Below are 24,367 nucleotides of genomic sequence, written 5' to 3'. Positions count from 1 at the left end.
GCCTCGGCACAACCAGAGAACTAGCCTGCGATGCGCCGCATCACCGCCTCCAGCGGGCCGCGTGCGAACTGCCACGACCACAGCCATGCCGCGCCGGTCGCCAGCATCAGGAACAGCAGTGCCCACAGCAGCACCGACGCCAGCGATGCACGGCCATCAAGCAGGTCCAGGCTTTCCAGCGTGCCCATGCCCAGCAGGATATGGCCGACATACAGGGTCAGGGTCATGCGCCCGGCCGCGGTGAACGGCTCCAGCCAGTCCCCCGGTCGCACACGCGTCAGCCACAGGCAGGCGGCAATGACACTGCACGCCGCGCCCGCACCCGTGAGTACGTAGGCCGGTCCCGGCGGCATCGGCTGCGTTCCCAGCCACGCCTGCCAGAGCGTTCCCTGCCCAAGCTGCTGCACGCCATGTCCAGCCGCGATCAGCAGCAGGCCCAGCACCAGCAGCGCGCGCTGGACCCGCGGCTGCGACAGCTGCAGGCGTGCCAGCAGCATCCCCAGCAGGAAGAAGCACAGCCACGGCAGCAGCGGATGGAAGCCGTTGAACAGCAGGTTGCGGGCCGCGCCCGGCCATTGCCACAGACCGGTGTATTCCAGCGCCTGCCAGTTCCATCCCTGGCTGTAGTCCCAGTGCAGCAACGCCCAGAACGAACAGGCCGCCAGGCCCACGATGCTGGCCAGCAACACCTGCGGCGAGGCACGCAGCCACAGCACGGCCAACGCGAAATACACCGCGTAGTAGTGCAGGATATCGGCTGGGAACAGGGTCAGGTTGAGCAGGCCCAGCACCATCAGGAACAGTGCGCGCCGCCAGGTCTGCACACTGGCCGGCCACCACCCCTGCCGCTGCGTGGCCAGCACCAGGCCAAGACCGGCCAGGGTGACGAATGTCGCCGAGGCTTTGCCTTCCAGCAGATGGAAGAACCCTGCCAACCAGCCCTCACCCTCTGCCGGCACGGCCATCGCCAGGCGGAAGTTGACCAGCACCATGCCGGCCAAGGCCAGGTAGCGCGCCAGATCAAGGCCGTGCAATCGCCGGTCAACGGCGCTCATGCGCGTGCCCCGAGCAGCAGCGCGAGCAGGCCAAGATCCAGCGATGCCTCCTCGGTGCCATCGGCTTCGCCCAGCCCCCGACGCAGCGCATCGCTTTCGATGGCATCCAGCAGCACCTGCGCCTGCAGTGCCGCTGCCAGCACGGGGCGCCGCCGCTCGCGTTGCGCCACCTGCTGCAGGGCTTCGGCCAGCGTCGCCTGCAATTGCCTGCGATTGGCCGCAAATGCCTCGGCCACGGCCGGATTGCGTGCGCTCTCGGCCAGCACTTCGACGGCAAGCGTCGCCCATTCCGGCTGGCGGCACAGTGCATGGAAGTCCTGAAGGAAAACCAGTACCTGTGCACGCTCGCCATCGGACGCGGCCAGTCGCTGCAGCAACGGTGCCAGTTCTTCGCTCTCGGCCACCGCCACTGCAAGGATGATCGCTTCCTTGCCCGGGAAGTGGTTGTAGAGATTGCCAAGGCTGACACCGGCCGCCTGCGCGATGTCACGCATGCTGGTCTGGTGGAATCCCCTTGCGACGAAGCACTGCAGTGCCGCCTGCAGGATCAGGATCATGCGCTGCTCATTGCGGTCGATTCTGCTCATGCCACAAATAGTGAACGAACGTTCGTCCATTTTGAAGAGGGTAACCCGGCCACCACCGGGCTTCGTTCAGGCAGCCTTGACCTCAACCGCTGTTGAGGCCCGATGCTGCCCGCCCCGCCCAACGCTCAACCCGGAGTTGCTGCATGCCACGGATGATCTCCACCCTGCTCGACAGCCGCGTGCTGTGGTTCCTCGCCCGACTGCTGCTGGCCGTGGTGTTCCTGTCCTCGGGTCTAGCCAAGCTGCTGGCGTGGGACAACAGCGTGGCCGAAATGCAGGCGGCCGGGCTGCAACCGCCCGCGCTGTTCAACATCGCCAGCGCCGTGGTGCTGCTGGGTGGCTCACTGTGCCTGCTGCTCGATCGCCTGCTATGGCTGGGCAGCGGCGCGCTGGCGGTGTTCATGCTGCTGACCATCGTCATCGTGCATACCTTCTGGACCAAGCACGGCGCGGAACAGCAGCTGGCGCTGTTCTTCGCGCTGGAACACCTGAGCGTGGTCGGTGGCCTGATCTGCGCGGCCATCGCCAGCCATGCGCGGGCTCAGAAGAACTCGTCGAGCAACCGGTAGAACGCCAGCCGACGCTCGTCGACCAACGCGCCGTAGCGCTGGAACAACGGCGCCACCCAACGCGTGTCGCCGAAGTTGTGAACCAGGCTGCGCGCGGCCAGCGCCAGGTCCTGGTAGCGGTCGGCCACGCCCAGCCGCCCACAGTCGATGAAACCACTGAAACGCCCCTCGACCGCCATCAGGTTCGGCAGGCACGCATCGCCATGGCTGACCACCAGATCTTCATGGTCGGGCCGGGTGCTGCACAGTTCGGCGAACACCTGCTGTGCGCTCTGCCCCAGGCGCTCGTCATCGAAGTCATCGGCGTCGACCAGACCCGCCTCGACGCGGGCGGCGGCAGCCTGCAAGCGCGAGGCCAATCGCTGGTCGAACGGACAGGCTGCCACCGGCAACACATGCAGCCTGCGCAGCGCGTCAGCCAGCAGTTCCACCAACTGCTGCGGCGCAAGTTCCGGCGACGAGGCCAGGTCGCGGCCGGGCAGCGCGCTCATCAGCAACCAGCGCCGGCCCGCTTCTTCGGCGGTGGCAATCACCGTTGGCGCCGGCAGTCCCTGTGCCTGCAGCCAGCGCAGGCGCGCGATCTCATCGCCCAGCTCACTGAAGGCGTCGATCACTTCCGACTTCAGGAAGGCATCGGGCTGGCCTGGCTGCTGCACACGGGCAACATCCGCACGCGACACGCCGATCGACTGCCGCTCGATGCGCGCATCGGCCAACGCTTCCTGCCACGCCCGCGGCAGCGGCAGGCCATCAGTGAAGGGATCGGGTGCTCCCATGTCGGGATGCTCCTGTTGCTGGGGACCCTACGGATTCTCGCCGATCCCGAAGCACACCGCCCAGCAGAGCGCGCAATGGGAGGCCTGACCAAACTGACCTGGCTGTCAGTGGTCAGTACATCCCAGCACCTGCAGCAGCTGCGACGGCTACTACCACAGTACCGTTGCCAGCTCGACAAGATCGCCTCGATCATTACCGCTGAACGCAGCAACCTGCGTGCGTTCGCCGACTGGGACACCGTTCTGGCAGTCGATTGAGGCTGCCGCAGTACAACAAGGAAGCAACATGAAATTGATGGTCATCGGCGCCAGCAGGGGCCTGGGTCGGGCGTTCGTGGAAGGCCTGTGCAGTGCGGGCGACACCGTCATCGGCGTTTCGCGCAAGCGTCCACGCGATCTTGAATGCCCCGAGGGTGTCACTCTGCAGTGGATCGAGGCCGATCTGTCCCAACCCACCTTGGCTGCCAATCACATCGCAGCGCAGGCACCGGCCGATCTGGATGTGCTGATCCACAACCTGGGCATCTGGGAAGAGACCGCCTTCAGCGACGAGTACGCCTTCCTCGAAGAGAGCGATGCCGCGCTCACCCAACTGGTCGACGTCAACATCACCGCCACCTTGGTGCTGCTGCAGCGCCTGCTGCCGCGAGTGCTCGGCGCACCACGCCCGCAGCTGGTGCTGACCGGATCAACCTCGGCACTGCCGCGCAGTGGCCGCCCGGAAGTGGCGTTCGGCGCATCCAAGTTCGCACTCAACGGCATCGCCGATGCACTGCGCGAGGGCTTCCGCGATCGCCGCCTGGCGGTGACCAGCCTGCAGCTGGGCTACCTCAACACCGACGATGCACTGTCGGTGCCGGTTGCAGAGGCTGCAGCGCGCGGCGACGGCGAATTAGTGCCCGTGCATGACGTCGTTGCGATGGTGCGCGCGTTGTTGCGGTTGTCACCGTCCGGCTTCGTGCGCGAACTGGTGCTGCCGGCCATCGCCGACCCGCGCTACTGACCGCTCCTGCGTGCGCCGGACTCAACCTCCTCGCGCAACAGGTACCCAAGCACGATGGCGGTCAGCACAGTTGCCATCGCCAGGACACACAGCTGGCCACGGACGGCCTCCATGTACGCTTGGGCCAGCACCGTTCTCGAAACGCCGGGCAACGCCTCCACCGCTCCCCCCAAGTCGCCCATGGACAGCCTGTGCACGGCGGACCGGGCCACGATGTCGGCCTCCAGCGCTACGCTCCCGCCGATCCGGGCCGAGAGCATGATGCCGACAAGTGCGAGGGCAATGGAATCGCCTGCCAGTCGCATCGCATTGAAGATGCCAGCAGCCATGCCTGCCTGCTCCTTGCCGACCACGCTGACCGCCAGGCCATCCATGATCCCCCAGGGCAAGCCGATGCCGATTCCGATGACCAGCATCGGCATCCAGCGCACCGACGGGATCTGGAACACCTGCGCCAACCATGCCAGCCCAAGTGCACTGATCAGCAGGCCCGCACAGCACAGCGTCCGCGCCGGTATCCACCGCAGCAGGTAACCGGCAACCAGGGGAACAACCAGCAATGGCGCAGACAGTGCTGCCATCGCCAGTCCAGCCTCGGTGGGTCGCAGTCCTTCAACACCGATGAAGCCAGCCGGTAGCACGACCAGAAGGACGACGTAGGAGAACGCAGGGGCGGCGGCCAGAATCTGCACCCCAACAAAACGCCGGTTGCGGAACAGCCCGAGATCCAGCAGCGGCGTTCGATGGGAGCGCTCGACGGCAATGAACACGCCCAGCAACACCACCGTGAGCGCCAGCAGCACCAGCGTCTGCGGATGCAACATGCCACGTTCCGGCAGCACGATCATGGCGTAGGTGAGTGAGCCCAGCGCCAGCATGAAAGTGATGGCCCCCAGCCAATCCAGGCGCGGCGAACCGGCGTTTCTCGATTCCACGGATGACATGGCGACCAGCGGTACGGTCAGCGCCGCCAGCAACGCAGGCAGGAAGAACACCCATTCCCAGCCCAGCGCATCGATCAACCCGCCCGCCAGCAGCGGACCGCCTGCGGCCCCTGCACCAAAGGTGGTGCCGATCAGGCTGAAAACCCTTGCCCGCGCCTGGCCGTCGAACACCTGCGCCAACGACGCCATCGCACCAGCAAACGCTGCCGACGCGGCCATCCCCTGAAGCAGTCGCAGGGCATTGATCCACGCCACATTGGGCATCAAGGGAATCAGGCCGGTGACGAGCGCAAACAACGCGCCGCCCAGAATCCAGATCCGGCGCCTGCCATGCAGATCGGCCAGCCCACCAGCCACCAACGTGGTGCAGCCGTAGGTCAACAGGTAGGCGTTGATGATCCAGGACAACGCCGAAGGGGAACCGCCCAGTGCATCCCGGATGGCAGGAATGCCCACGGCGGGGCTGGCAATGCTCAAGGGAATCGTGAGCGCCGTCAGACAGCCCGCCAGCACCACGCCAAAGCGTGATGATCCGGCCGTCTCAGCAGAGGCAACAGACATGTCGATGAAGCTCCAGCGTGGCCAAGCGCCACCGCATTGATGCTATCGACGACGTTATTGCGGAAGAATCCATCATTCTGTCCATGCTTTAATGACACTAACGTCATCAATGGCCAGGTCATGGACAGCTTTGCCGGTCTCAGCCTCTTCGTTCTGGTTGCCGAGGCACGCAGCTTCGCGGCCGCAGCACGACAGCGTGGCATCACCCCTTCGGCAGCCAGCAAGACCGTCGCCCGGCTGGAAGAGCGCCTGGGCGCCCGCCTGCTGAATCGCAATACCCGCAGTGTCAGCCTGACTGCCGAAGGTGAGCAGTTCCTTGAACGCTGCCGTCGCATCATGCTCGAGGTTGCTGCGGCGGAGCGCGAACTGACCGACGCCCACGCCGCGCCCAGCGGTCGCCTGAAGGTCAGTCTTCCACTCGCCAGCGGGCTGATGCTGCCGGTGCTTTCAGCGTTTGCGCACCGCTTCCCTGCCATCGAACTCGACCTGCACTTCAGCGACCGCCTGGTCGATGTCATCGAGGAAGGCTTCGATGCCGTTGTCCGCACCGGCAGCCCCGCCGACTCCCGGCTGCACGGCCGCAACCTCGGCAGCACCCGCCTGTTGTGCGTGGGCGCGCCTGCCTACTTCGCCCAGCGCGGCACGCCGCAGCACCCGGATGACCTGAGCGGCCACGCCTGCCTTCTCCATCGCTTTCCCGGCACCGGCCTGCTCGAACGCTGGCCACTGCCCGCGCAGCAGGGAGGCACTGAGCCGCGGCTGACTGCCGCAATGACCGCCAATCATCTTGAGACGATCCTGCACATGGCCATCGATGGCCATGGCATTGCCTGCCTGCCCGACTTCGCCACGCGTGATGCGCTGGACCGCGGTGCGCTCGTCAGCGTTCTGGACCCATGGAGCACCGAGCGAAGCACCTTCTGGGCCCTCTGGCCAAGCCATCGCCATCAGCAGCCACGTGTACGCGCGTTCGTGGATTTCATGGCCGAACACCTCCTGCCCGAACGCAGCCAGTGCAATTGAACCTGCGCCCTGCTGCGACTACGCTGCGGTTCACTGGCCGTCGGTCACAGGCGGGAACCTGCTATGGATGCGCTTTCACGGGTCTCGGCCCAGGTCCTGGACAGCGCCCTGCCCAGCCTGCCGCTGTACCTGCTGCAGGCCACGGCGGTGATCGGCATGATCGGCGTGCTGCTGATCGCCACCCGTCGCGCTGGCCATGCCATTGAAGGCCGCCGCCTGCACGTGGGCGTGGCGCTGGGCCTGATCTACCTGTTCAACGCCTGGTTCGTGGCCCGCTATACCCAAGGCGTGGTCAAGCTGCACCTCGGCTTCGACATCCTGCTGGTCAGCGGACTGCTCGGCGGCTGGCGCGGCGGCCTGGCCTGCCTGGGTGCCAGCCTGCTGGCCCGATACCAGTTCGCCGGCACCCAGTATTTTCTGCCAGCCGGCCTCGAGGCCACGCTGCAGATGCTGGCCGGCGTCTGGCTGCGCAGGCGCCTGCACCCGCGCATGCTCAATGAACTCTCGCTGCGCATGATCCTGCAGGCCTGGGGCGTGCGTATCGTCGTCACTGCGTTGGGCCTGGCACTGGGCGTCGCAATCATCGGCGCCAATCAGCTACCCGTGGAGGAGTTGGCAATCCAGCGCCTGCTGGCACTGCCACTATCGCTGCTGATGCTGGGCGCGGTGTTCGCACTGGTCTACAACGATGCGCAGATCGATGCACAGCGTCAGCGCGAACACGCCTGGCTGCGCATCGATCCGATCAGTGGCCTGCCCAACATGCGTGCGCTCGGCGAACGCCTGCAGCATTACTGGCGCGACAACGACGGTATCGGCAAGGCCTGCCTGATCGTGGCCGAGATGGGCAACCTGCGCGACCTGCGCCTGCGCTACGGTCCGCTGCAGGACAACGGACTGTGGCAGCGCGACAGCACCGAAGAGGTGCATCGCCTGCTGCCCTCGCTGCCGGCCGGCCAGCTGGAGATCTACCAGTTCGGCGATGCCGCGCTGGCGATCCTGGTGCGCGACCTGACCTTGTCCGAACTGCGCACGCAGCCGCAGATCACCGAGCTGGCCAGCAACCTGGCCGATCGGGTCGGCCGCGATTGGCCCGGCTTCCGGCCGCTGTTCCGCTGCGCGGTGGTCGAACTGAAGCCACCGGGCGCGGCAGACGATGGCCACCTGCCCTTCCGGGCAATCACCGTGGCGCTGAGTGCGATCGAATCCGGCGTCGTGTTCTTCGACGACCCGATCCAGCGCGACAGCGAGATCGACGCCCTGATTGAAGTCGCCCTTGATCGCTGGCTGCAGCAGGGCGACGCCCCGCTGTGCTACCAGCCCAAGCATCGCCTGCAGGATCGCCAGCTGGTCGGCGCCGAAGCACTGCTGCGCATGCGCGACGGCGAGGGTCGGCTGATCGCGCCCATGCGGGTGATCTCGCTGCTGCGCCGGCAGGGGCGGCTGGCTGAACTGGAATGGGCCACGCTGCAGTCGGCCATCCACTTCCTGCAGCAGTGCCGACGCGATGGCACGCAGCTGAAAATCGCCGTGAATGTTTCGGCCGAGTCACTGCGCCTGCCCGGCTTCGGCCTGCGCCTACAGGAACTGCTGCAGCTGCACGATGTGCCCGGCGTGATGCTGCGCCTGGAGATCGTCGAATGGACCGAGATCGTCGAGCGCGACGTGGTCGATGCCAACATCGCACAGCTGCTGGCGGCGGAGGTCACGTTGTCACTGGATGATTTCGGCGCTGGCTATTCAACCCTGATCCTGCTCTCGCAGCTGGCCATCGCCGAGGTCAAGATCGAGCAGGCCCTGATCGCCACCCTGTCCGACGCCAAGTCGCAGTCGATCGTGCGCTTCATCGTCGAAGTCGCGCACCGCTGCGGTGCAATCGTGGTGGCCGAAGGTACCGAGACCCTGGCGCAGGAACAGCAACTGCGCGCACTGGGTGTGGATGTCGGCCAGGGCTATCTGTACTCGGCGGCGCTGCCGGCCGACGAGTTCCGCCGCTTCGCTACCAGCTAGACCGCGTAGAAACCCAGGAACATCGCCACCGCCGATTCGGCAACGCGTGCACGCTCCTGTGTGCTCAACGGTGCCTGCCCCATCGTCACCTGTGGCCAGAACGCAAAGCTCTTCACCAGCCCGTGCAGCTGGTGGCCAGCAAATTCCGGATCGACCTCGCGCAGCCGGCCATCAGCGATGGCCGCGCGGATCCAGGCACTCTCGCCGCTTTCCTTTTCGCCCATGCGGCAGACGATGGCCTGCGCGCGCTCCGGTGAGTGGATGATCTCGGCCATCGCCACCCGCGCCAGGTCAATGAAGTTGGCATCGCTGAGCAGTTCCAGCTTCTGGCCCAGCAACTGCAGCAGCTGCGCCTGCAGCGGCTGGTCGGCGCGGTACGGTAACGCGTCGCTGGCCACGCTGCGTTCCCAGAGCTCCTCCAGGATCATCGAGAACAACGCTTCCTTGCTGGGAAAGTGGTTGTAGACGGTGCGCTTGGAGACCCCGGCCGCCTCGGCGATGCGGTCCATGCTGGTGGCCTCGTAGCCCGAGGCACGGAACTCCTCTACCGCCGCGCGCACGATGGCATCGCGTTTACGGTCGGTCAGGCGTTGCGCGGCACGGGGCATGGCAGAAACCGGATAACTGAACGGATGCGCACATTTTACACCGGAGAGTGTACTTTTGAAAAACACGAAACTACACTGTGCAGTGTACCCAGCGGACGTCACCCATGAAGCGCCTGCTCCTTGTCCTTTTGCTTGGAATCCTCGCCGTGACCGCCTACACCTTCTGCAAATCCTGGTCCCTCCCCGACTTCCCCGATTCGCCGCAGTACCGCGACGGCAAGTTCCACAATGCCCTGCCCCGTCCTGCGATGGGCCTGCGCGACGGTGCGGAGATCTGGTGGACGTTTCTCTTCAACAAACCCAAGGGCACCGTGCCTGCGCACCCGATTCCGGTGCTGCCGCTGGACCGCGCCACCCTCGACGCCGCGCCGGACCGCAGCCTGTTCCGGCTTGGGCACTCCACGATCCTGCTGAAGCTGCGTGGCCAGTACTGGCTGACCGACCCGGTCTTCTCCGAGCGCGCCTCGCCAGTGCAGTGGATGGGCCCGGCCCGCTTCCACGCACCGCCGATCAGCATCGAAGAGCTGCCGCCGATCGCTGGCGTGATCCTCTCGCACAACCACTACGACCACCTGGACCATGCCGCCGTGATACAGCTGGCAGGCAAGACCGCGCGCTTCATCGCCCCGCTCGGCGTCGGCGACCAGCTGATTGCCTGGGGTGTGGACGCCAGCAAGGTCGAACAGCTGGACTGGTGGCAATCGACCGAGGCCAGCGGCCTGCGCCTGACCGCCACCCCGGGCCAGCACTTCTCCGGCCGCGGCCTGGGCGACAGCGACCGCAGCCTGTGGGCGTCGTGGGTGATCCAGGACGACGACTTCCGCATCTTCTTCAGCGGCGACACCGGCTACTTCGACGGCTTCAAGGCCATCGGCGAGAAGTACGGCCCGTTCGACCTGACCATGATCGAGACCGGCGCCTATGATCCGCGCTGGGCGTTCGTGCACATGCAGCCGGAACAGACGCTGCAGGCGCACCTGGACCTGCGCGGCAAGTGGCTGCTGCCGATCCACAACGGCACCTTCGACCTGGCCCTGCACGAGTGGCAGCAGCCGTTCGAGCGCATCACCGCATTGGCGGCCGCGAAGAACGTGCCGGTGGCTACGCCGATGATGGGCGAAGCGCTGGACATGCAGGCGCCGCAGGCGGGTACGCGCTGGTGGGAGACGGTGGAGCTGTAGCGTGCGGTGCGCTTGACCTGCCGGAAACCATGTAGAGCCGAGCCATGCTCGGCTGCGTCAACCACAGAAGCGGCCTGCGACGCTGCAGTGCGTCATGTAACCGATTACATCCCTTGCTAGCGTCGCGCTCGCCCGACACCGGCCGAACCTGCGAGGCTGTACGTAATGACATTGCGCGCCGAACGCTCCAAGGTCTCCCGCTCAGCCATTCCGTGGCGTACTGCCGCCACCCTGATACTGGCCGCCCTCGCCGCCGCCGCACAGGCACAGCCCCTTCCCCCGCGCAGCCAATGGCAGGCCAGCAGTTCCTCGCAGCAGGTGCCGGCGATGGCGATCAGCCACCTGATCGACGGCGACCCGAAGACCGTCACCGGCGGCGCCTTCAGCCCAGGCCACTGGTTCCAGATCGATCTGGGCACGCCAACCCGGCTGGCTGGCGCACGACTCACCTGGGATGTCTCCAACCCGGAAGGCTATTCACTGCAGACCTCAATGGATGGTACGCAGTGGCAGACCGCGTACACGATGGCCGATTCACTGGGCGATGTGGAAACGCTGTACTTCGCGCCGCGGCAGGCGCGCTATCTACGACTGGCCAGTCCGCAGCGCACCTCCGACTGGGGTGTGTCGATCTTCGAAATGGAGCCGCTGGACAGCACGCTCAGCGCACGCATCGCCGATGTCGATGCAACACAGGCAGCCGCGCTCTGGCAAGGCGGCGGCACCGTTGCGGTTCCGACCGGAAAAGGTGGATCCCATGCGCTCGAGATCACGCTGCCGCAGGCTCAATCCACGGCTGGCCTGGTGGTCGACTGGGCCGATGGCGCGCGCGGCGCTGCACGACTGCAGGCGCAGGATGCACAGGGCCGTTGGCAGGACCTCGCACACGATGCACAGGCGGCCAATCATCGGCAAAGCTGGCTGGCTGCTGACACGGCACAACCCCTGCGTGCGTTCCGGCTGAGCGTGGACGGCCCCGCACCGCAGGTCGCGCGACTGCGCCTGCTCGGGCCAAAGGCGGTAATGACGCCGATGAAGCGATACCAGATCACCGCCAGCGGCGCTCAGCGCGCGTTGTTCCCGGCATCGCTGCAGATGCAGCAGACCTACTGGACCGCCGTCGGTGTGCACGCAGGACGACAGAAATCGATCTTCGACGAATACGGCAATCTGGAAGCCTTCAAGGGCGCGCCGCTGGTGCAGCCGATCTGGCGTGGCGCTGACGGGCGTGCCGCTGGCGCGGCAGGACAGCCGATACAGCACGCGTTGCGGGATGGCTGGAAGCCGATGCCCTCCGCCACCTGGTCACCGCAGCCCGGCCTGGAGCTGCGCAGCGAGGTATTCGCCATCGAGCGCGACGGCCAGCCGGTAACGTTCTTGCGGCATCGCCTGCACAACACGGGCAGCGCCAGGATCGAAGGCACGCTCAGCCTGGTCGTGCGCCCGATGCAGATGAATCCGCCGTGGCAGAACGGCGGGCTGTCACCGATCCGCGATGTGACCATCGATGGGCAGGCGGTGCGCATCAATGGACGCACGCTGCTGCAGTCGCTCACGCCGGTGGCTGCGTCCGGCGCGGCGCCGTTCGGCAAGGATGGCGCAACGGAAATCACCGCGACCCTCGCTGCCGGCCAGCTGCCCTCCACGCAACAGGCGCGCGACGACGAGGGTCTTGCCTCGGCTGCGTTGAACTACCGCGTATCACTGGCACCGGGGGCCAGCGATGCCATCGTGGTCGCGTTCCCGCTGGGTACTACCGCCGCCGATACCAAGGGCGCACTGCCCGAAGCGCCTGCGCTCGATCTAGCCACGCTGCCCCGCGATGCCAATGCGGCGTTCGATTCCCTGGCCACGCAGGCCTCCGCGGACTGGCAGGCACGGCTGGGCCAGGTCGGCCTGCGCCTGCCCGATCCCTCACTGGTCGACATGCTGCGTGCGCAGGCCGCCTACATGCTGATCAACCAGACCGGCCCGGCCATGCAGCCCGGCCCGCGCAACTACAACCGCTCCTTCATCCGCGACGGCATGGCCACCTCGGCGGTGCTGCTGCGCATGGGCGAAGCCAAGGTCGCGCGCGACTACCTGGGCTGGTACAGCGAACACGGCGTGCATGCCAACGGCCTGGTCTCGCCGATCCTCAACGACGATGGCAGCGTCAACACCGGTTTCGGTTCGGATATCGAGTACGACAGCCAGGGCCAGTACGTGGCGCTGGTGGCCGATGTCGCGCGCCTCGATGGCGGACCCGAATCGGTACGTGCCTATCTGCCGAAAGTGAAGGCAGCGCTGCGCTTCCTGCAGGAACTGCGCGAACGCACGCTGGCGCCCGGCTACAAGGCCGACCAGCCAGCGCCGGAGCGCTTCGCGGGCATTCTTGCGCCGTCGATCAGCCATGAGGGTTATCCGTCTCCCACCCACAGCTACTGGGACGACTATTGGGGCCTGAAGGGCTGGCACGACGGCGCGTGGCTGGCCGAATCGCTGGGCGACCACGAGACCGCAGCGTGGGCACGCGAACAGTACAAACTGCTTTACGACGCGCTGCACGCCTCGATCCGGGCGACGATGGCGTGGAAGGGCATCGACTTCATTCCCTCCTCGGCCGATCTGGGCGATGGCGATCCCACCGGCGTTTCGATCGCACTGGACCCGACCGGCGCACAGAGCGTGCTGCCCGCCGAGGCGCTGCGGACCACCTTCGCGCGCTACCTGGAGGACGTCCGCAAGCGCAGCCAGCCCGGTGCGCTGTACGCCTACACGCCGTACGAGATCCGCAACGTGCTGAGTTACGTGCACCTTGGCCAGCCACAGGTAGCCGATGAACTGCTGCAGGGCCTGCTGCATGATCGGCGCCCGCTTGAGTGGCAGGTGCTGGCTGAGGTCGTGCACTCACGCCTACGTTTTCCGCGTTACCTGGGCGACATGCCGCATACCTGGATTGGTGCCGAGTACGGCCGCACGCTGTTCGGCATGCTGATGCGCGAAGACGATGATGCCCTCTCACTGCTGCTGGGCACGCCACCGTCTTGGGTGGCTGGCGATGGGTTGGCGGTCGAACGCCTGCCGACAGCGTATGGCACGTTGCAGATGCAGGCGCGGCAACGCGACGGGGTGCTGACGGTGGCGCTTGGTGAGGGGCTGCGCAGCGGGACGGCGGTGAAGGTCTGGTGGCCGGAGCGCACCATGCCGAAGACGGTGCGTGTGGATGGACGTAGCGTTTCCGACTTCGATGCCGAGGGTGTGCGGCTGGTGAAACCCTTCCGGACACTGGAGGCGCGTTGGTAGAGCAGCCGAGCATCGCTCGGCTCTACAAAGACGGAGGTAGCGCCGGGCCACGCCCGGCGTCATTGCAGCGTCGGCAACCCCGGCGGATTGGTCTGCGACTGCGGCACCGCTTCCTCGGCCACATTCCATCGCTTCAGCGCCTGCGCATAGGTGCCGCTGCCTATCTGGGTATTCAGCGCCTGCGTCACCGCGTCGGCCAGGCCGCTGCCCTTGCGCGTGGTCACCGAAATCGCCGCAGCGTTCGGCCATCCCCCTGGGAACAGGCCAACACGCCGCACCTTGCCATCGCGTGCCGAATAAGCGCCGGTGGCATTGGGCTCGAACGAGACATCGGCGCGGCCGGTGATCACCGCCAAGCGGCCGACCACCGCGTCGTCGAAGTACTGGTACTCCACCGGCTTCAGGCCGGCAGCGATGTTCTGCTGGTCCCACTGGCGCAGGATCTGGTCCTGGTTGGTGCTGGCGCCCACCACCACCTTCAGCCCGGCGACGTCGGCGGGCTTTTCGATCTTCTGTATCGGCCCATCGGTGCGCGTGTAGATGCCCAGCAGGTCGTAACGATAACTGGAGAAATCGAACTTCTTCTTGCGCTCCTCGGTGACCGTCACATTGGAGAGCACCGCATCGTACTTGCCCGATTCCAGCCCCAGCGGCCAGTCAGGCCAGGCCACCGGTACGATCACCAGCTTCAGGCCCAGCCCATCGGCGATCAGCCGCGCGATGTCCGGCTCGATGCCGACCACGTCCTTGCTGTCGGCACCATAGTCGGCCAGCGGCAGCTGCCCCGGATGAGTGGCAACGGTGAATGTGCCGGGGGTGACGAAGCGATAGTCGGCCGGGATCAACGCCCGAGCCTTCGGGTCAAACGTACCCTTCAGCACGGCCGTGTTCGCACCGGCCAGGCTGGTCGCGGCCACGGCGCCGGCATCCGGTGCCTGGCGTACGCGCGAATAGACGATGCCGGCGATGCCGATGACCAGCACGCCCACGATCAACAGGGTGCTGCGCGAGGGGCGACGCGGTGCTGCAGGGCTCATGGTGTTCCTTCCAGGGCTATAGGGTCTTGGCCAGGAAATCGGCCGTGCGCTGCTGGCGCGGGCGCTCGAACAACGCCTCGGGCGTGCCCTGCTCGATCACCCGCCCCTGGTCCATCATCACCACGTGGTCGGCCACGCGGCGGGCGAAACTCAGCTCATGGGTGACGATCACCAGTGTGGTGCCGGAACTGGCCAGCTCCTCGATCACGCTGAGTACCTCCGCCACCAGTTCCGGGTCCAGTGCCGAGGTCGGTTCATCGAACAGCAGCACCTTCGGTTGCAGCGCCAGTGCGCGGGCGATCGCGATGCGCTGCTGCTGGCCACCGGACAGCTGGCGTGGGAAGGCATCGGCCTTGTCGGCCAGGCCGACCCGCTCCAGCAGTGTGCGCGCCTGCTGCTCGGCCTGCGCGCGCGATACACCACGTACCGCGATCGGTGCCTCGATAATGTTCTCCAGCGCGGTCAGATGCGGGAACAGGTTGAAGCCCTGGAACACCATGCCCACCTCGGAACGACGGCGGCGGATCTCGCGCTCGGGAAGTTCGTACAACGTGTCACCCTCGCGGCGGTAACCGATCAGCTGGCCGCCGACAGTCACGTAACCACTGTCCGCGCGTTCCAGGTGGTTGATCAACCGCAGCAGCGTGGATTTCCCGGCACCGGACGGGCCGATCAGCACCGTCACGCTGCCGGCGCGCAGGTCCAGGTTCACGTCTTCCAGCACCGGCTGATCGCCGAACACCTTACCCACGCCATGCAGCGATACCGCCGCACCCTCGCCCGCTTCCACCTGGGTGGCGATGCGCGGGCGGTTGGCCACGCGCGGCGCAGCATCACTGGATGTCCGTACCGGTGACGACACCCGCGACACCGAGCGCTCGCGCTGCAGCTGGCCGCGCGCGAAGCGCTGTTCCACGCGCCGCTGCAGCAGCGACAACACGGTCAGGATCACCAGGTACCAGACCGTGGCCACCATCAGCAGCGGCACCACTTCCAGGTTGCGCCGATAGATCACCTGCACGGTGTAGAACAGCTCCGGCAGCGCCAGCACGTAGACCACCGAGGTGCTCTTGGCCAGGCCGATCACATCGTTGAACGCCGCCGGCAGGATCGAACGCATCGCCTGCGGCAGGATGATGCGGCGCACCTGGCGGCCACGCGGCAGGCCGAGCGCGGCCGCGGCCTCGTACTGGCCGTGGTCGACCGAGAGGATGCCACCGCGGATCACCTCGGCCGAGAACGCTGCCTGGTTCAGGGTCAGGCCCAGCACCGCGGCGGTGAACACACCGATCAGCTGTGTGGTCGGGTACGAGAACAGGCTGATGCTGGTGAACGGCACGCCCAGCTCGATGGTGCTGTACAGATAGCCCAGGTTGTTCAGCAGCAGCAACAGCACCAGCAGCGGGATCGAGCGGAACAGCCACACATAGCCCCACGACACCGCCGACAGCAGCGGCGAACCGGAGACGCGTGCCAGCGCGAGCAGCGTACCCAGCGCGAAACCGAGGCCGGTGCCAAGCGCGGTCAGCAGCAGCGTGCGACCCAGGCCTTCCAGCACCGGGCGTGCGAAGAACCACTCGGCGAAGGTGCCCCAACCCCAGCGCGGATTGCCCAGCACGGACTGCAGCCCGATCAGGATCAGCGCCAGTGCCAGCACCGTGCCGAAGACCTGCAGCGGATGCCGGGCCGGCACGATCTTCAGTGCCTGTCCGGGCGCCGGACGAGCGGCGATGCCCTCCAGCGCGGTCGACGGTGTGCTCATGCGTGGGCTCCGTGCAGCAGTGCCTGTGCAGGGGTAACGACAGGCGTCGTCGCCCGCAGGTGCTTCTCGAACGGCAGATGCGCAACCGTTTCCGGGTCGGCCTCCAGATCGAACAGCGCGGTGTAGCCGTGGCTCAGGTACAGGCCAACAGCTTCAGGCTGGCGGAAGCCGGTCGTCAGGAACACCCTCCGGTACCCTTGCCGCGCTGCCTGCTCTTCCAGCTCCTGCAACACGCGCCGCGCAATGCCCTGGCGACGCAGCCCGGGCAGTGTCCAGATGCGCTTGAATTCGGCGGTATCCGGATCGCGGTGCGGCATGAAGGCACCACCTGAAATCGCCACACCGTCGCGCAGCAGCAGCACGAAGGCACCTACCGGGGCCGCAAAGGCCTGCGCCGGGTAGCGCTGCAGCTCCTCGCGAGCGCTGCCACCGATGCGTCGGCGCACGTCGGCGTAGCGGCTGTCGTACTCCTGTTCAAGACCGTCGAACAGGGGTCGCGCCAGCGGATCATCCACCGAGGTATAGAGGAAGCGTTCGTTGCTGCTCATGCCACGTCCTTCACCAGATAGTCTTCGGCCAGTCGCGCCCACAGGCTGGCGGCGGGGGCAATGGCGGCGTCGTTGAACACATAGCGCGGGCTGTGCAGCGGCGCGCTGTCGCCGTTGCCGACGAACACGAAGCTGCCGGGTCGCGCCTGCAGCAGGAAGGCGAAATCCTCGCTGGCCGTGCGCGGCGCAAACTCGGGAACGATCTGTTCGGCACCGAAGCCCTGCACCGCTACCTCGCGGATGTAGGCGGTCTGCTGAGGGTGATTGATCACGCTGGGGAAGCCGCGCGGAAATTCGATCTCGGCGCGCGCACCAAACGCGGCGGCGGTCTGCTCGGCAATCTCGGTGACCCGGCGCCGCAGGGTATCGCGCACCTCCGGTAGATAGGCGCGCACGGTCAGCTTCAGCTCGACCACGTCCGGAATCACGTTGGCGGCCTGCCCGCCGTGGATCGAGCCCACGGTGACCACGCCCATCTGCCGCGGATCGACATTGCGCGACACCACGCTCTGCAGCGCAGTGATGATGTGCGCGGCGACCAGAATCGGATCCACGCTGCCCTGTGGCTCGGCACCATGTCCGCCCTTGCCGATCACCCTCAGCCGTGCCCAATCCACCGATGCCATCGCCGGGCCGTCGACGAAACCGAAGTGGCCCACCGGCACGCCCGGCCAGTTGTGCAGCCCATAGATCGCATCCACCGGGAAACGCTCGAACAAGCCATCGGCAATCATCTTCGAAGCACCCGAACCCGTCTCCTCAGCAGGCTGGAACACCAGCTGCAGGGTGCCGTCGATGCGCCCGTGGTGGGCCAGGTAGTGTGCAGCGGACAGCAGGATGGCGGTATGCCCATCGTGGCCGCAGGCATGCATCAGCCCCTCGGTCTGGCTGGCGTAGGCCAGGCCGGAGTCCTCATGGATCGGCAGTGCGTCGATGTCGGCGCGCAGGCCGAGACGACGGCTGCCCTGCCCGCGCTGCAGCGTGCCGACCACACCGGTGCCGCCGAGCCCGGTGGTCACCTCATAACCCCACTGCTGCAGCAGCTCGGCCACACGTGCACTGGTGCGATGCTCCTCGAAGGCCAACTCCGGGTGCCGATGCAGATCGTGGCGAATCGCGATGGCAGCCTCGGCGCGTGCCGCGATCTCCGGCAACACGCCAATCGCTGGGGAACTCCGCCGGGCGTGGCCCGGTGCTGCCGCAGTTTCTCCGCTCATCGCCCTACCCCACCTTCCGCGCCGGTTCGGCGTCGGTCGAATAGCGGCTGGCCTTGTACGGCAGACCCAGATGCTCGCGCAGGGTCTGTCCTTCCAGCTCGCGCTGGTGGTAGCCGCGCGCCTGCAGGATCGGCAGCACCTGGGTCACGAAATCGTCCAGGCCCTCGCGCTGCGCGGCGAAGCCGAGAATGAAGCCATCGCTGGCACCGGCATCGAACCAGCGGATCAGCTCATCAGCCACATGCTCCGGTGTGCCGATGAAGTTCGGCCGTGGGCTCACTGCTTCCAGTGCCACCTGGCGCAGGCTCAGACCCTTCTCACGCGCATCCTGCTTGATGCGGTCGGTGGTGGAACGGAACGCGTTGCTGCCGATGTCACCCAGCTCCGGGAACGGTGCATCCGGGTCGTACTGGCTGAAATCGTGGTGATCGAAGAAGCGCCCCAGGTACGCCAGTGCATCCTCCAGCGTGGCCAACGCGGCAATCGCCTGATACTTGGCTTCGGCCTCCTCGGCGGTGCGGCCGACGATGGGGCCGATGCCCGGGAAGATCTTCACATCGTTGCCGCTGCGGCCGTGCGCGATCGCCGAGTTCTTCACCTTCTGGGTGAATGCACGGGTTTCTTCCAGCGAAGGCGAATGGGTGAACACCGCATCGGCGTACTTGCCGGCCAGTGCGATGCCATCGTCAGACGAACCGGCCTGGAAGATTACCGGCTGTCCCTGCGGCGAACGCTGGATGTTGAGCGGGCCTTCCACCTGGAAGAAGCGGCCCTTGTGGTCGAGGCGGCGGAATTTCTCCGGTGCGAAGAAGGTGCCGCTGTCGCGCTCACGCACGAATGCGTCGTCATCCCACGAATCCCACAGCCCCTGCACGACGTCCAGGTACTCATCGGCGATCTGGTAGCGCAGCGCATGCTCCGGGTGTGGCCGGCCATAGTTGCGGCCCGAACCTTCCAACGGCGACGTCACCACGTTCCAGCCGGCGCGGCCGCCACTGAGCAGATCCAGTGAAGCAAACTGCCGTGCCACCGTGAACGGATCGCTGTAGGACGTCGACAGCGTGCCCGCCAGGCCGATCTTGTTCGTTGCCGTGGCCAGCGCCGACAGCAGCGAGATCGGCTCGAAGCGGTTGAGGAAATGCGGGATCGACTTCTCGTTGATGTACAGGCCATCGGCCACGAAACCGAAGGCAATGCCGTTGTCCTCGGCGGTGCGCGCAATGTCGATGTAGAACTGCAGGTTGACGCTGGCATCGGCCGGATTGGACGGATGCTTCCAGGCATGCATGTGGCTGCCGGGGCCCTGCAGCATGATGCCGAACGGAATGTGGCGCGGGGTGGTGCTCATGGGAATCGCTCCTGCAGGTCAGGCCACCGCCGCGCGCGGCGCGGGCGACAGCAGTTCAAGGGAGGTCAGGCGTGCGTCGAGGTCGGCCACCGGCGCATCGAGAATGAACTCACCCACGCCGAAGCGCCGGTGCAACGCGTCCAGTTCGTCACGCACATGCTGCGCATCGCCGGACAGCACGCTGGGGCGCGTTTCCTCGATGCGGAAGTCCGCCACGCCCACCTGGCGTGCGTACTCGGCAGCCGCCTCGGGGCTGGGCAGGTTCACCGCCTGCCCGGGACCAAGGTGCAGCTTGTAGACGCGTAGCGCACCGATATGCCGCGCAGCCGCTTCGGCCGTAGGTGCGGCGAAGGCCACCGTGGCCAGCAGCGGGGGCTGCGAGGAGACGCTGCGGTAGGCGTCGAATGCGGCCTCGATGTGCTTCGGATCACCATCGAAGTGCGCGGCGTAGACGAAGCGCCAGCCCAGCTCGGCCGCCTGCTTCGCACTCTGCGGGCTGGCACCGAGCAGGAAGCGCTCCGGCGCATGCTGCGGAATCGGCCGCGCCAGCACATCGGCTTCGGCGCCGGACAGATAGCCCTCAAGGTCGCGCAGTTGCTGGTCGAAGTCGGCGAACGCCGGGCGCCCGGCCGCCAGCGCGGCAGTCGACGCTGGCAGGCCACCCGGCGCCTTGCCCACGCCCAGATCCACGCGCCCTGGCGCCAACGCTGCCAGCAGGTTGAAGTTCTCCGCCACCTTGTACGGCGCGTAGTGGCGCAGCATCACCCCGCCGCTGCCGATACGGATGCGCCGGGTCTGCGCCAGCACCCACGCCGCAAGCACCTCCGGTGCGGGACTTGCCAACGTCGGCGCGGCATGGTGCTCGGCAAACCAGTAACGGTGATAACCCAGCTGTTCGGCGCGCTGGGCCAACTGCAGGCTGTTGCGCAGCGCCTGTTCCGGCGAGGCGCCCTCGGCCACCGGGCTCTTGTCCAACACGCTGATCTGATAGCTCATCGTCGCGTCCTCGCTCAGGGATGGGCCACGGGGATGCCGAGCAACCCGTTCAGCGCGGCCAGGATCGGCTCGGCGCCGGAGATGTACTGGCGGTTCTGGTGCGCGCCACTGGCCAGCTCGCTGTGCACGCCCTGCGGCAGCACCAGCTTGGGCAGCGACTGGTCCTGCTCGCCGATCTCGGCGATCACCTCGCGGCGCGGCCGCGCGAAGCCGATGCGGCGCACGTCCAGCTGCGCGTCCAGGCCGTCGATACTCGACAGCGCCCCTTCCAGCAGCAGGCTGTGCCGACAGAAGAAGCGCTGGCCGGGAATCTGTCCGTCCTCGAACTCACGGTCGAGCAGGAACAGGATGGGCTTGTCGGTTGCGTCCAGACTCACGGGGTCGTCCTCATCGGGGGGCGGCAATGCGATGCCGCTTCGATATCGATGCTAGAGATGACGGGGGTCGGCACGGCGATGCCAGACGACAATCGGCGGTCGGATCCGGCCACGCAGATGCGCCTTGGCCATAAGCAAAGCGCCGCCGGTTATGCCGTCAGGCGATGCGTCGCAGCGGCGCCGCTACCGCCAGCGCCTGCGTAGCCAGATGGCCGGCCGCACGCTCGGTCGCCAGCGCGATCCGCGCCTGCAAAGCGGCACTGTTGATGTGCTCGCCATCGAAGTCGGCAGGCGTGGCATACACCCCGATCGGCAGCGTGTGCGCCTGCAGGAAACTGAACAACGGCCGCAACTGGTGGTCGATCACCAGCGCATGGCGCTCGCTGCCGCCGGTCGCTGCCAGCAATACCGGCGTATCCACCAGCGCTTCAAGCCCGATGAAGTCGACCAGATGCTTGAACAGCCCCGGATACGATCCCCGATAGACCGGCGCAGCCACTACCAGCAGCCCGGCCGCCTCGATCGTCTGCAGCGCCTGCTCCACGGCGGGTTCCACTTCATCGCGCGACAACGACTGCCCCAGCGAGCGCGCGATTGGCGCCAGCTCCACCAGATCCACACTGGCATGCACCCGCTGCTGCAGCGACGCCAGCAGATGCCGCACCAGCAGCAACGTGCGCGACGTCGCCGAACTGGTCGGCGACCCCACCACTGCAACCACCCTCAATGCAGAAGACATGAACTGCTCCTCGATGATGCCGAACTACCGCCGGCCGCCTTTCGCCTTGTGTATAGCCGAGCCATGCTCGACTGCTCCAGATCAGAACCGGTAATTGATCCGCCCGTACCAGAACGCCCCGATGCGGCTCAGCACGTCGCCCGAATCCCACGTCGTCTCGATGCTCGCCACATCGGTGGCACTGCGTGCGTACTCGGGCACCTTGCGGGTGCGCTTGTCGAACACATTGTTGATGCCCAGCGCCGCACTCCAGCCCGCCCCCAGTTCCACGCCACCGGACAGGTTGGTCACCAGCACGGGCGGCTGCTTGTACTCCAGGCCGTTGTTCAGGCGCTTGATCGGGCCGTAGTACGTGAAGTCGACATTCGAGCGCCAGCGCCCGTTCTGCCACCCCAGGCCGGCCACCTGCGTATAGCTCGGCGTGCGGAAGCGCAGTGCGTATTCGCTGGTCCTGGTCAGCAGGTTGATGTTCGGCAGCCCCTGCAGCGCCCCTGGAATGTCGCTGACCTTCTGGATGGTGGTGCGCCCCACGTTGGCCGCGTAGCTCCAGCGCAGCTTGCCCCACGCAGTCTCCTGGTTCGCTTCCAGGGTCAGCTCGACGCCGCGTGTGCGGGTATTGCCCACGTTGGTGAAGTAGCTCGCGTAGAACGCATCACCCGGCAGGATGCTGATGCCGGCTGACCCCAGCAGTGCATCGATGGTGTTCTTCTGCGCTGCGCTCAGCACCGTGCCGCTGTTGTCGGTGATGCGCGCCGGATCCTGTGCGTTGTAGCCGATCTGGCTGGACTGCCCGAGCTGGCCACGGATATCGATCTGGTACGCATCCACGGCCAGGTGGAACGCCGGGCTCGGGTCCCAAGTCACGCCCAGGCTGTAGTTGGTGGCTTTCTCGGGCTTCAGCGGCGTGGCACCCAGTGCGATCGCCGCCGGCGAAGACACCTGCGCCACCAGCGTGGTGCCGCAGGGGCAGCTGCCCGTGGCCTGGTAGAACTGCGCGCCCAGGCTGGGTGCATGGAAACCATTGCTGACCGTCGCGCGCACGCCCAGCGCATCGGTGACGTCGAAGCGCGTGGTCAGGCGGCCGGTGGAGACACTGCCGAAGTCGGAGTGATCTTCCCAGCGCGCGGCCGCATCCAGATACCAGCGCGAGGTGATGTTGGTGGCCGCACCGACGTACACCGCCTTGCTGTTGCGGGTAGCCTTCACCGCATCGGCAGTCGAATAGCCGACGAACGCCGCAGCACCAAAGCCGGTATACGACTCCCACTGCCCGGCCCCGCGTTCATACTGTTCATGCTGGTATTCGGCGCCTGCGCTCACTTCCAGCGGCGAGGCGAATGCCGCCACCTCGAAGCCACGGCGCAGATCGAGGTTGGCGATACCCTGCTGGTAGTCCAGCTTGCCGTCATAGAAGTCCGTGGGCGAGCCGGGATACGGCAGCGAGTAGTTCACCGAGTTACGGGTGTAGGTGCGCACCGTGCTGCGGTTGCCGGTCAGGCTGGCGTCGTAGTCCCAGCCCGCGATCTGGCCTTTCACGCCTGCGGTGCCGGTGTACTGTTTCTCCTTGGTTTCCAGTACCGGCAGGAAGCCATCAGGGAACACACTCAGCACGCCGGGTGCCTCGTAGGTGGTGAAGATGGTCGCCGGCAGTCGGAAGTTCTGGATTGCCTGCGCGGTGCGATCACTGGCCGTGGCATTGGCGTAGAACTGCGCACTTTCGCCCAGGCCATGGCCTACGTTCACCGCGAAGGCCTTCAGCGCATACGACGGCGAGCTGAGGATGGTGTTGGCCTCGGCATCGCGGTTGGCTTCGGTCGGGTTCGGCGATGCGCCGGCCGGCAATCGATTGTTCGGCCGCAGCGCCACCAGATTGCCGCTGCCATCCACCGCCGGGTAGCTCAGATAGCCATCGATGTAGCGGCGGGTGCGAATCGCATGATGCTGGCGGGTGGTCTCGCCGGACAGATTGACGAAGCCATCGGCGCCCCACGGCAGGCCGACGTTGGCGCGCACGCTGGTGCGCGAGCCATCGCCATCGATGCTCTGCCCGCTCTCCACGGCAAGTTCACCACCGTGGGCCTGCGACTTCAGGATCACGTTGACCACGCCGGTGATCGCATCCGAGCCGTAGATGGCCGATGCACCATCGCGCAGTACTTCGACATGGTCGATGGCCGAGACCGGAATCAACGCCAGATCGGCCCAGGCGTGGCCTGGAAAGCCGCCACCGTTGGCCCCGCTCACGTAGGCACTGGCATTGCGGCGCTTGCCGTTCACCAGCACCAGCGTGTAGCCCGGCGACAGGTTGCGCAGCTGGTAGCCGCGGATCAGGCTTTCCTGGTCGCTCTGGTAACCACCGATCTGGCTGAGCGACGGCAGGCTGCGCTGCAACGCTTCCAGCAGGTTGCCCTGCCCGGTAGCGGCAAGGTCCTCGGCGGAGATCACATCGATGGGCGTGGAGCTGTTCTTCACCGTGCGCGTGCTGGTGCGCGAACCGGTCACTACCACTGCATCCAGCGTGGACGCTGCCACGTTGGCAGTCGCGGCGGTGGCGGCAGGATCGGCATCGGCTTCCGCCGCATGGGTGGGCGACGCGGCGAGGATAGCAGTGATCAGAACAGCGAGAGTGCTCAGGACAGGGGCGTGGGCGGCAGGCATGGGGGCTCGTGGGGGTGGGCCGGAAACACGCTTCCATTCAAGGGCCTGTTCACCTGGCGCGACAGGCGGGATCACGTCACCCA

At 66.5% G+C, this 24,367-nt stretch carries 21 protein-coding genes; 7 read left to right on the top strand and 14 right to left on the bottom strand.

Translation table 11 applies throughout. The features are described 5' to 3' along the window. Positions 1-20: 20 nt before the first annotated feature. Positions 21-1,055 (bottom strand): heparan-alpha-glucosaminide N-acetyltransferase domain-containing protein, encoded by a 1,035-nt coding sequence (locus N5D45_RS10710; protein ID WP_057503536.1) that lies wholly within the window; start codon positions 1,053-1,055, stop codon positions 21-23. Continuing rightward, positions 1,052-1,642 (bottom strand): TetR/AcrR family transcriptional regulator, encoded by a 591-nt coding sequence (locus N5D45_RS10705; protein WP_057503535.1) that lies wholly within the window; start codon positions 1,640-1,642, stop codon positions 1,052-1,054. The genes N5D45_RS10710 and N5D45_RS10705 overlap by 4 nt, the downstream gene beginning before the upstream one ends. 143 nt (positions 1,643-1,785) lie before the next feature. Between N5D45_RS10705 and N5D45_RS10700 the strand changes: the two genes are divergently transcribed. After that, entirely contained in the window at positions 1,786-2,211 is a 426-nt protein-coding gene (locus N5D45_RS10700; protein WP_049436298.1) for a DoxX family protein, read from the top strand. On the opposite strand, the gene N5D45_RS10695 is transcribed toward N5D45_RS10700, so the two are convergent. Next, on the bottom strand, positions 2,184-2,987 hold the full coding sequence (locus N5D45_RS10695; RefSeq protein ID WP_057503534.1) for an APH(3')-II family aminoglycoside O-phosphotransferase: 804 nt from the start codon (positions 2,985-2,987) through the stop codon (positions 2,184-2,186). The two genes, N5D45_RS10700 and N5D45_RS10695, sit on opposite strands and share 28 nt — an antisense overlap. A 75-nt stretch (positions 2,988-3,062) precedes the next feature. On the opposite strand from N5D45_RS10695, the gene N5D45_RS10690 reads away from it, so the two are divergent. Both N5D45_RS10690 and N5D45_RS10685 read left to right on the top strand, forming a co-directional pair. Further along, positions 3,063-3,245, top strand: coding sequence for a hypothetical protein (locus N5D45_RS10690; RefSeq protein ID WP_057503533.1), 183 nt, complete (start codon positions 3,063-3,065; stop codon positions 3,243-3,245). A 28-nt stretch (positions 3,246-3,273) separates the two neighbouring features. Further along, complete coding sequence (locus N5D45_RS10685; protein WP_057503532.1) at positions 3,274-3,990, top strand: SDR family oxidoreductase; 717 nt, start codon at positions 3,274-3,276, stop codon at positions 3,988-3,990. On the opposite strand, the gene N5D45_RS10680 is transcribed toward N5D45_RS10685, so the two are convergent. Continuing rightward, a complete protein-coding gene (locus N5D45_RS10680) occupies positions 3,984-5,495 on the bottom strand; it encodes an MFS transporter (protein WP_057503531.1) in 1,512 nt (503 codons plus the stop codon). The two genes, N5D45_RS10685 and N5D45_RS10680, sit on opposite strands and share 7 nt — an antisense overlap. A 120-nt stretch (positions 5,496-5,615) precedes the next feature. Here N5D45_RS10680 and N5D45_RS10675 point away from each other — a divergent pair, with 120 nt between their 5' ends. Together N5D45_RS10675 and N5D45_RS10670 are read left to right on the top strand one after the other, a co-directional pair. Then, positions 5,616-6,518 carry a LysR substrate-binding domain-containing protein gene (locus N5D45_RS10675; protein WP_057503530.1) on the top strand — a complete coding sequence of 301 codons (903 nt, stop codon included), beginning with the start codon at positions 5,616-5,618 and terminating at the stop codon, positions 6,516-6,518. 63 nt (positions 6,519-6,581) lie between these two features. Beyond that, complete coding sequence (locus tag N5D45_RS10670) at positions 6,582-8,528, top strand: EAL domain-containing protein (protein WP_279938880.1); 1,947 nt, start codon at positions 6,582-6,584, stop codon at positions 8,526-8,528. On the opposite strand, the gene N5D45_RS10665 is transcribed toward N5D45_RS10670, so the two are convergent. After that, entirely contained in the window at positions 8,525-9,136 is a 612-nt protein-coding gene (locus N5D45_RS10665; RefSeq protein WP_279938879.1) for a TetR/AcrR family transcriptional regulator, read from the bottom strand. The two genes, N5D45_RS10670 and N5D45_RS10665, sit on opposite strands and share 4 nt — an antisense overlap. 104 nt (positions 9,137-9,240) lie before the next feature. Between N5D45_RS10665 and N5D45_RS10660 the strand changes: the two genes are divergently transcribed. Both N5D45_RS10660 and N5D45_RS10655 read left to right on the top strand, forming a co-directional pair. Beyond that, positions 9,241-10,317 (top strand): MBL fold metallo-hydrolase, encoded by a 1,077-nt coding sequence (locus N5D45_RS10660; RefSeq protein WP_279938878.1) that lies wholly within the window; start codon positions 9,241-9,243, stop codon positions 10,315-10,317. A 165-nt stretch (positions 10,318-10,482) separates the two neighbouring features. Then, positions 10,483-13,602 carry a discoidin domain-containing protein gene (locus N5D45_RS10655; protein ID WP_279938876.1) on the top strand — a complete coding sequence of 1,040 codons (3,120 nt, stop codon included), beginning with the start codon at positions 10,483-10,485 and terminating at the stop codon, positions 13,600-13,602. A 59-nt stretch (positions 13,603-13,661) separates the two neighbouring features. Here the strand turns inward: N5D45_RS10655 and N5D45_RS10650 are convergent, their stop codons facing one another. From N5D45_RS10650 to N5D45_RS10610, 9 genes are all read right to left on the bottom strand, one after another. Continuing rightward, a complete protein-coding gene (locus N5D45_RS10650) occupies positions 13,662-14,639 on the bottom strand; it encodes an ABC transporter substrate-binding protein (RefSeq protein WP_279938875.1) in 978 nt (325 codons plus the stop codon). A 16-nt stretch (positions 14,640-14,655) separates the two neighbouring features. Further along, positions 14,656-16,401, bottom strand: coding sequence for an amino acid ABC transporter permease/ATP-binding protein (locus N5D45_RS10645; RefSeq protein WP_279938874.1), 1,746 nt, complete (start codon positions 16,399-16,401; stop codon positions 14,656-14,658). After that, on the bottom strand, positions 16,398-16,949 hold the full coding sequence (locus N5D45_RS10640) for a GNAT family N-acetyltransferase (protein ID WP_019338454.1): 552 nt from the start codon (positions 16,947-16,949) through the stop codon (positions 16,398-16,400). The genes N5D45_RS10645 and N5D45_RS10640 overlap by 4 nt, the downstream gene beginning before the upstream one ends. After that, positions 16,946-18,166 carry a M20 family metallopeptidase gene (locus N5D45_RS10635; RefSeq protein WP_279938873.1) on the bottom strand — a complete coding sequence of 407 codons (1,221 nt, stop codon included), beginning with the start codon at positions 18,164-18,166 and terminating at the stop codon, positions 16,946-16,948. Before N5D45_RS10635 ends, N5D45_RS10640 begins: the two co-directional genes overlap by 4 nt. A 4-nt stretch (positions 18,167-18,170) precedes the next feature. After that, the gene (locus N5D45_RS10630) at positions 18,171-19,514 is read right to left on the bottom strand and encodes an LLM class flavin-dependent oxidoreductase (protein ID WP_279938872.1); all 1,344 of its coding nucleotides are present in this window, start codon (positions 19,512-19,514) and stop codon (positions 18,171-18,173) included. A gap of 18 nt (positions 19,515-19,532) precedes the next feature. Then, the gene (locus N5D45_RS10625) at positions 19,533-20,510 is read right to left on the bottom strand and encodes an MsnO8 family LLM class oxidoreductase (protein WP_279938871.1); all 978 of its coding nucleotides are present in this window, start codon (positions 20,508-20,510) and stop codon (positions 19,533-19,535) included. Between the two features lie 14 nt (positions 20,511-20,524). Next, positions 20,525-20,887, bottom strand: a complete 363-nt coding sequence (locus N5D45_RS10620) for a DUF3088 family protein (RefSeq protein ID WP_010484654.1) — start codon at positions 20,885-20,887, stop codon at positions 20,525-20,527. 157 nt (positions 20,888-21,044) lie between these two features. Beyond that, positions 21,045-21,626 (bottom strand): FMN reductase, encoded by a 582-nt coding sequence (gene msuE, locus N5D45_RS10615; protein WP_029379957.1) that lies wholly within the window; start codon positions 21,624-21,626, stop codon positions 21,045-21,047. Between the two features lie 81 nt (positions 21,627-21,707). After that, on the bottom strand, positions 21,708-24,284 hold the full coding sequence (locus tag N5D45_RS10610) for a TonB-dependent receptor (RefSeq protein ID WP_279938870.1): 2,577 nt from the start codon (positions 24,282-24,284) through the stop codon (positions 21,708-21,710). Positions 24,285-24,367: the final 83 nt, after the last annotated feature.

This window comes from Stenotrophomonas sp. GD03819 (assembly GCF_029841665.1).
Taxonomy (GTDB): Bacteria; Pseudomonadota; Gammaproteobacteria; order Xanthomonadales; family Xanthomonadaceae; genus Stenotrophomonas; species Stenotrophomonas geniculata.
Note: the sequence above shows the minus strand (reverse complement) of the source record. Positions and strands in the feature narration are given on the sequence as shown.

What these genes read in the sequence shown, in the direction of transcription:
- N5D45_RS10675 (WP_057503530.1), top strand. Translation starts at nt 5,616, where the DNA reads ATGGACAGCTTTGCCGGTCTCAGCCTCTTCGTTCTGGTTGCCGAGGCA.
- N5D45_RS10665 (WP_279938879.1), bottom strand. Translation starts at nt 9,136, where the DNA reads ATGCCCCGTGCCGCGCAACGCCTGACCGACCGTAAACGCGATGCCATC.
- N5D45_RS10670 (WP_279938880.1), top strand. Translation starts at nt 6,582, where the DNA reads ATGGATGCGCTTTCACGGGTCTCGGCCCAGGTCCTGGACAGCGCCCTG.
- N5D45_RS10640 (WP_019338454.1), bottom strand. Translation starts at nt 16,949, where the DNA reads ATGAGCAGCAACGAACGCTTCCTCTATACCTCGGTGGATGATCCGCTG.
- msuE (WP_029379957.1), bottom strand. Translation starts at nt 21,626, where the DNA reads ATGTCTTCTGCATTGAGGGTGGTTGCAGTGGTGGGGTCGCCGACCAGT.
- N5D45_RS10695 (WP_057503534.1), bottom strand. Translation starts at nt 2,987, where the DNA reads ATGGGAGCACCCGATCCCTTCACTGATGGCCTGCCGCTGCCGCGGGCG.
- N5D45_RS10610 (WP_279938870.1), bottom strand. Translation starts at nt 24,284, where the DNA reads ATGCCTGCCGCCCACGCCCCTGTCCTGAGCACTCTCGCTGTTCTGATC.
- N5D45_RS10690 (WP_057503533.1), top strand. Translation starts at nt 3,063, where the DNA reads ATGGGAGGCCTGACCAAACTGACCTGGCTGTCAGTGGTCAGTACATCC.
- N5D45_RS10680 (WP_057503531.1), bottom strand. Translation starts at nt 5,495, where the DNA reads ATGTCTGTTGCCTCTGCTGAGACGGCCGGATCATCACGCTTTGGCGTG.
- N5D45_RS10650 (WP_279938875.1), bottom strand. Translation starts at nt 14,639, where the DNA reads ATGAGCCCTGCAGCACCGCGTCGCCCCTCGCGCAGCACCCTGTTGATC.
- N5D45_RS10685 (WP_057503532.1), top strand. Translation starts at nt 3,274, where the DNA reads ATGAAATTGATGGTCATCGGCGCCAGCAGGGGCCTGGGTCGGGCGTTC.
- N5D45_RS10710 (WP_057503536.1), bottom strand. Translation starts at nt 1,055, where the DNA reads ATGAGCGCCGTTGACCGGCGATTGCACGGCCTTGATCTGGCGCGCTAC.
- N5D45_RS10660 (WP_279938878.1), top strand. Translation starts at nt 9,241, where the DNA reads ATGAAGCGCCTGCTCCTTGTCCTTTTGCTTGGAATCCTCGCCGTGACC.
- N5D45_RS10630 (WP_279938872.1), bottom strand. Translation starts at nt 19,514, where the DNA reads ATGAGCACCACCCCGCGCCACATTCCGTTCGGCATCATGCTGCAGGGC.
- N5D45_RS10645 (WP_279938874.1), bottom strand. Translation starts at nt 16,401, where the DNA reads ATGAGCACACCGTCGACCGCGCTGGAGGGCATCGCCGCTCGTCCGGCG.
- N5D45_RS10635 (WP_279938873.1), bottom strand. Translation starts at nt 18,166, where the DNA reads ATGAGCGGAGAAACTGCGGCAGCACCGGGCCACGCCCGGCGGAGTTCC.
- N5D45_RS10655 (WP_279938876.1), top strand. Translation starts at nt 10,483, where the DNA reads ATGACATTGCGCGCCGAACGCTCCAAGGTCTCCCGCTCAGCCATTCCG.
- N5D45_RS10625 (WP_279938871.1), bottom strand. Translation starts at nt 20,510, where the DNA reads ATGAGCTATCAGATCAGCGTGTTGGACAAGAGCCCGGTGGCCGAGGGC.
- N5D45_RS10700 (WP_049436298.1), top strand. Translation starts at nt 1,786, where the DNA reads ATGCCACGGATGATCTCCACCCTGCTCGACAGCCGCGTGCTGTGGTTC.
- N5D45_RS10705 (WP_057503535.1), bottom strand. Translation starts at nt 1,642, where the DNA reads ATGAGCAGAATCGACCGCAATGAGCAGCGCATGATCCTGATCCTGCAG.